The sequence below is a fragment of the Microcystis sp. M144S2 genome, from assembly GCF_020246065.1.
Taxonomy (GTDB): domain Bacteria; phylum Cyanobacteriota; class Cyanobacteriia; order Cyanobacteriales; family Microcystaceae; genus Microcystis; species Microcystis ichthyoblabe_A.
In genome coordinates, this window is the sequence record NZ_JADBTR010000032.1 from 1 (window position 1) to 5,307 (window position 5,307).

General features: G+C 44.7%; 3 protein-coding genes. 2 read left to right on the top strand and 1 reads right to left on the bottom strand.

From position 1 onward, the window contains the following. Positions 1-192: 192 nt before the first annotated feature. A complete protein-coding gene (locus IM462_RS04225) occupies positions 193-2,886 on the bottom strand; it encodes a leucine-rich repeat protein (protein WP_287702215.1) in 2,694 nt (897 codons plus the stop codon). Positions 2,887-3,460: 574 nt separating this feature from the next. On the opposite strand from IM462_RS04225, the gene IM462_RS04230 reads away from it, so the two are divergent. Both IM462_RS04230 and IM462_RS04235 read left to right on the top strand, forming a co-directional pair. Next, positions 3,461-4,267 (top strand): TPM domain-containing protein, encoded by an 807-nt coding sequence (locus IM462_RS04230; protein WP_002775882.1) that lies wholly within the window; start codon positions 3,461-3,463, stop codon positions 4,265-4,267. A 150-nt stretch (positions 4,268-4,417) separates the two neighbouring features. After that, a complete protein-coding gene (locus IM462_RS04235; protein ID WP_287702217.1) occupies positions 4,418-5,122 on the top strand; it encodes an LmeA family phospholipid-binding protein in 705 nt (234 codons plus the stop codon). The last annotated feature ends 185 nt before the right edge of the window (positions 5,123-5,307 follow it).

Sequence of the window (5,307 nt, forward strand, 5' to 3'; positions counted from 1 at the left end):
ATGCTTCGCCCCTACAGGACGCGGAACCATGAAGACGCAAGGTTTTGAAGCACGATTCTCTCAGAATCTTGCACCTGTTTCGGGAGAAAAGCCACAAAACCTCTACCTTGCCTACATTTCACATTTATTCAGCAAACCCTAAATATTTGTAAACTTTTTCGCCTAAGTTACCTTTCTGTGGTAAGCAAATCTTTACTGCTCCGATTTAGGGGTTTCTTGGGAAGTGTCATCGTTGTTGGTTTTTGGTTCTTGTCCTTTAAAAGTAGGGATAAATCGCGACAAAACTTCAAAAAGCTGATTAAAGGTCGTTTGATTGATTTTACCCGTCAAGAGCAATAACACAAAGACAATAAAAGCAAAGATAAAAATAATTGTCAAAACGCTGGTAATATGCTTTGAATCTGGCACAAAATGGGCAATCACCGCAACTATACAAGCAACCACAGCGAAAACCAGCAACAAAGCGAGACTAGGTTTCAGGAGATTGGGAGTTTCTGGCGTTTTGGGACTCATAGGGCGATTTTCTCGGCTTTTGCGGCCACGTTCCTCCCTTATATCGAGATATCTTGCTCTTTCTGTCTTAGATTCCACCCCTTCTAAGATATCGCGGATATTATATTTGCCGCGCAAACCGGGGAGAATTGCCTCCACGACACCTTGGTGATCGAGTTCTATCAGATGGAGATAATCGACGGGAACTTCTACCCCGGTGGGTTTTTCCCCTTGCAATTCTCGAATCACTAACCTTTCCTGTACGGCTAAATTAGGGATAGTATCGTGAATTTTGTCAAAATCTGTCTTAATAATAGCTAAAAGCGCACTAGCACGGGAACCCTGGGCTTTTATGCTGATGTAGTTATCTTCCTCGTCGGCACGCACCAAAGCTTTATTAATATCCATTGTCAAAACCACACCACTACGCCAACGCATGGTTTTATAGATCATCTGGTGATTACGGACGATAAAGCGGGAAATAATGCTACCGGGCAGGATATCATAACGGTACTGGAAGTGTAAAGGTGCGTTTTCGTAGATATCCACATCCGGTTCATCGATGGGTAGAAGATCGGTGATTAGATAGCGATCGGGACTGTAACCATCAAGGGGAAAACAGAGTTCAAATTTTCCCATCAAATCCATCAAAAATCCGCGTTTATTTTCGGGATAACGTTGGGGTTGTTTGAGAATATCTTGCAGATCTGGCAGTGAAAGAATGCCCTTTTTTTGCACCATCAAATCGTGATTATTGAGAATATCATAAACACCGTCAGTTACCCATTCCGGGTTCAGGACATTGGTTTCATTCAGTCGCGGATCATCTTGGTAGTTGAGGACAATACCGAGATCGTGGAGAAACTGCACTAAACTTTTTTGATCGCTGGCCTCTTTAATCTCGGCTGTCTGACACATTTCCTGATACTTTTCGTAGGAAATAAAGTCATAACTCTCTTGCATCGCTTCTAGTTGAGTTTTGATCTCAAACCAACTATTAGGCAATAAATCTTTGATATGGGGAATAGCATCGATTTGAGAGGCGATTTCCTGCACAAGTTGCTCGATTCCCGCACCGGTTTTACAGGAAGTGGCGATTAGCTTGGTGATTTGGGGATATTTTTTCTGGAGGGTGCGGATCTTAACTTGCGGGGGATTTTCATCGGCACAATTACCCACGATAATCACGGGAGAATTGCCTCCGTAGGTTTCAATGAGTTTTAACCAGTATTCCAGACGGTTTTGCTGTTCGTTTTTGCGGTTGTCGAGGACAAGCAGATAAAGACTGCGTTTAGTCAGAAAAAACTGATGGGTGGTTTGCATCACTTTCTGACCGCCAAAATCCCAGAGATTGAGGCGAATATCAGGTTTTTGGGGCAGTTGCCACTTTTCAAGATTAATGCCGGGGGTCTTGGGTTCTTCGGAATTAAAGGTATCGTGCAGTAACCGCTTTAACAGGGAAGTTTTCCCCACATCCCCCTCCCCCACCAATAAAACTTTAAGCTCATTAAGAGGGCGTGTAGCTTTATTCTTGAGATAACTAAAAATCGCCTGCGGGTTGCCATCATCCCATATTTCTTCACCCCATCCCTGACGAATAATTTCCGGGGGAACGTTGGTAATCGGGTTATTTCCGAGGACTAATCGCTTCAGGTTGACTAGGTGAGCGAGTGCTTCTGGTATCTCCCTGATTTGGTTATTTTTGAGGTGGAGGTTTTGCAGGGAGGTGAGTTGAGCGAGTGCTTCTGGTATCTCCCTGATTTGGTTATTGCTGAGGTAGAGGACTTGCAGGGAGGTGAGTTGAGCGAGCGCTTCTGGTGTCTCGCTGATTTGGTTATTGCTGAGGTCGAGGACTTTCAGGGAGGTGAGTTGAGCGAGCGCTTCTGGTATCTCCCTGATTTGGTTATTGCTGAGGTTGAGATGTTGCAGGGAGGTGAGTTGAGCGAGCGCTTCTGGTATCTCCCTGATTTGGTTATTGTCGAGATAGAGGCGTTGCAGAGAGGTGAGGTGAGCGAGCGCTTCTGGAATCTCCCTGATTTGGTTATTGCTGAGGTCGAGGACTTGCAGGGAGGTGAGTTGAGCGAGCGCTTCTGGTATCTCGCTGATTTGGTTATTGCTGAGACGGAGGTGCTGCAGGGAGGTGAGTTGAGCGAGCGCTTCTGGTATCTCGCTGATTTGGTTATTTCTGAGGTAGAGGTATTGCAGGGAGGTGAGTTGAGCGAGTGCTTCTGGAATCTCCCTGATTTGGTTATTTCTGAGGTAGAGGTATTGCAGGGAGGTGAGTTGAGGGATTTCGGGGGGAATTTCTGTTAAGTTTTTGTCGGACAGATCCAACTCCCCCGCTCTTTCGTCTTTTGCCCGTTGAATTAACTCTAATACTTCCTGTGCTGTCATTGACCATCCCCCCGCTACTATATTTACTCCATTTTGGCAAAAGATCCAGTTAATGCCACTGGTTGAGACCTCATCAGCTTGAGTTGAGTTTCTGGAGAGTGAACTGAAAACTCGCATCTGATGACCGATAAGGGACTTGCGTGGGAATAATATCCTAGCCAGAAAATCGCTCTGTAGAAGAATCAGGCCGGCCAGATGGCATATTATCAAAGCGCAAGTCCCTTAGCTGCGGGGACTCTCAAAGGCTCTCCCCCTACTTAGGGTGATCAGCAAACCTGGGCGATCGGAGGGCGCAGGTTCCTTGCGCCCCTACAGTAACGGATTTTGTCCACAATGTAGGGGCGAACTGCGTTCGCCCAAAAGGTACATTAATGTAGGGGCGAACTGCGTTCGCCCAAAAGGTACATTAATGTAGGGGCGAACTGCGTTCGCCCAAAAGGTACATTATCAAAGCGCAAGTCCCTAACTGGGTGACTAAAGTTGAGAATTCCCTTAAGATAAAGTAAATAAGTGTAAAGAAACTGAAAGTTAGCCTACACCCTTGCTGAAAAAATTCTCATTGTCTAGAAGTGCTATGCTCAATCGTTTTTGCCGAGGAATCTCGATCGCTCTTGTAATTGGTGTCATTAGCTGTCTGGGTTGGATTATCTGCCCGGATCAAGCTCTAGCGGTGAATAATCCCGAATTACTGCCCAATCAAGCCACTCCGATCGTTGATTTAGCCAATTATCTACCCGCAAAACAGGAAGAGGCATTAATCCGAGATATCGAGACATTTCAAGGGGAAACCGGCTGGAAAATGCGAGTTTTAACCCAATATGACCGCAGCCCCGGCCGGGCCGTGATTAATTTCTGGGGATTGGATGATAAAAGTATTCTCCTAGTGGCCGATGGTCGCGGCGGTAATCTACTATCTTTTAGTATTGGTGATGCCGTCTATGAATTTTTACCCCGCACTTTTTGGATCGAATTACAGGCCCGTTTCGGTAATATGTATTTTGTTCGGGAAAATGGCGAAAATAATGCGATCGTACAATCTTTAGACACGGTAAAAGGCTGTTTAGTTAAAGGTGGTTGTGCGGTGGTCCCCGGTTTACCGAAGGAACAGTGGATTTTAACTTTAATTACCTCAATTGTCGGCGGTTTAGTCTTCGGTTTTGCCGGTATTCCTCGCAAAGAAGGACAGGTTTTCGCTTGGCAATGGGTTTTAATTGTCTCTCCCCTCTGGTTTATCCTCTTTGTTGCTTTTGGCATCGGACCGGTGGTTACTCGCACCAGTGAATTACTGCCCCTTTTCCGCAATTTAATCGGTTTTGCCCTCGGGGTTTTAGTCGCCTATCTTTCCCCTCGTTTTAATTCCCTCAACGCATCAAAAACCTAAAAATTAGCGGCTTTTCAGTGATCAGTGATCAGTAATCAGAAAGTAGCGAAGTTTTTACCTATAACTGATAGCTGACGGCAGCCCCTCATGGTTCGATCGATCTAGCTCTGTTACAATTAGAAACATTGTGGAGTGAGTGAGATAACGTTTATGTGGGTCAATACTCAAAGTGAGATTATTAGTAAGGTTTTGCCGCCAGCAGTACGTCTGTTCTTAAGAACGCAAGTAGAACAGATAGAAGATTTAGAAATGCAGCTGCAAGGTCATGATCGGCAAATTTTGCGCGGTTATATCCCCGGGGTATTTTTAGCCGTAGGAAAAGCGATTTATCAAGGTTTACATCTAGGTAAAGCGCAATTAAGAGGGGAAAATATTCGTCTTAATATCGGGCAGGTTTTGCGAGGGAAACCCCTAAAAATTTTGGAACCTATTCGGGTTAGCGGTGAGGTGGAAATTAACGAGCAGGATTTAAATAATTCGATCGCCTCGACTATTTTAGTTAATGCTTTTGCCGATTTACTAATTTTTTCCCTAGAAAATAACGGAGTTGTTAACGCCAGAGAAATTATCTCACAACAGCGTTTTAACTGGAAAAATGTTCTCTTAAATCAGGGTTATTTCTCTCTTCTCGGCCATAGAGAAACGGGTGCAGAAGTAATTTTTAGCGCTGATATTACCCTAGAAGATGCCCGCACTTTAGGGATTAGTCCCCGACAATGGCAAGGTTTAGCCCCAGATTTATCTATTGATCTGCAACCCTTTACCGTCGATTTAGGCAAAGATGTGGAGATTAAATCTTTTATTCTCGACGCTCAAACTCTTTTCTGTCAGGGAAGTTTTTTGATTTTACCTTAACAATAAACGCAATGATTCCAGTGGGTTAACTTAGTTTAACCCACCTAATTAGGGCTTGCTGAATAAAGGTGAAATGTAGGCAAGGTAAGGGTTTTGTGGCTTTTCTCGCGAAACAGGTGCAAGATTTTGAGAGAATCGTGCTTCAAAACCTTGCGTCTTCATCGGCCCGCGTCCTGTAGGGGCGA

What these genes read in the sequence shown, in the direction of transcription:
- IM462_RS04225 (WP_287702215.1), bottom strand. Translation starts at nt 2,886, where the DNA reads ATGACAGCACAGGAAGTATTAGAGTTAATTCAACGGGCAAAAGACGAA.
- IM462_RS04230 (WP_002775882.1), top strand. Translation starts at nt 3,461, where the DNA reads ATGCTCAATCGTTTTTGCCGAGGAATCTCGATCGCTCTTGTAATTGGT.
- IM462_RS04235 (WP_287702217.1), top strand. Translation starts at nt 4,418, where the DNA reads ATGTGGGTCAATACTCAAAGTGAGATTATTAGTAAGGTTTTGCCGCCA.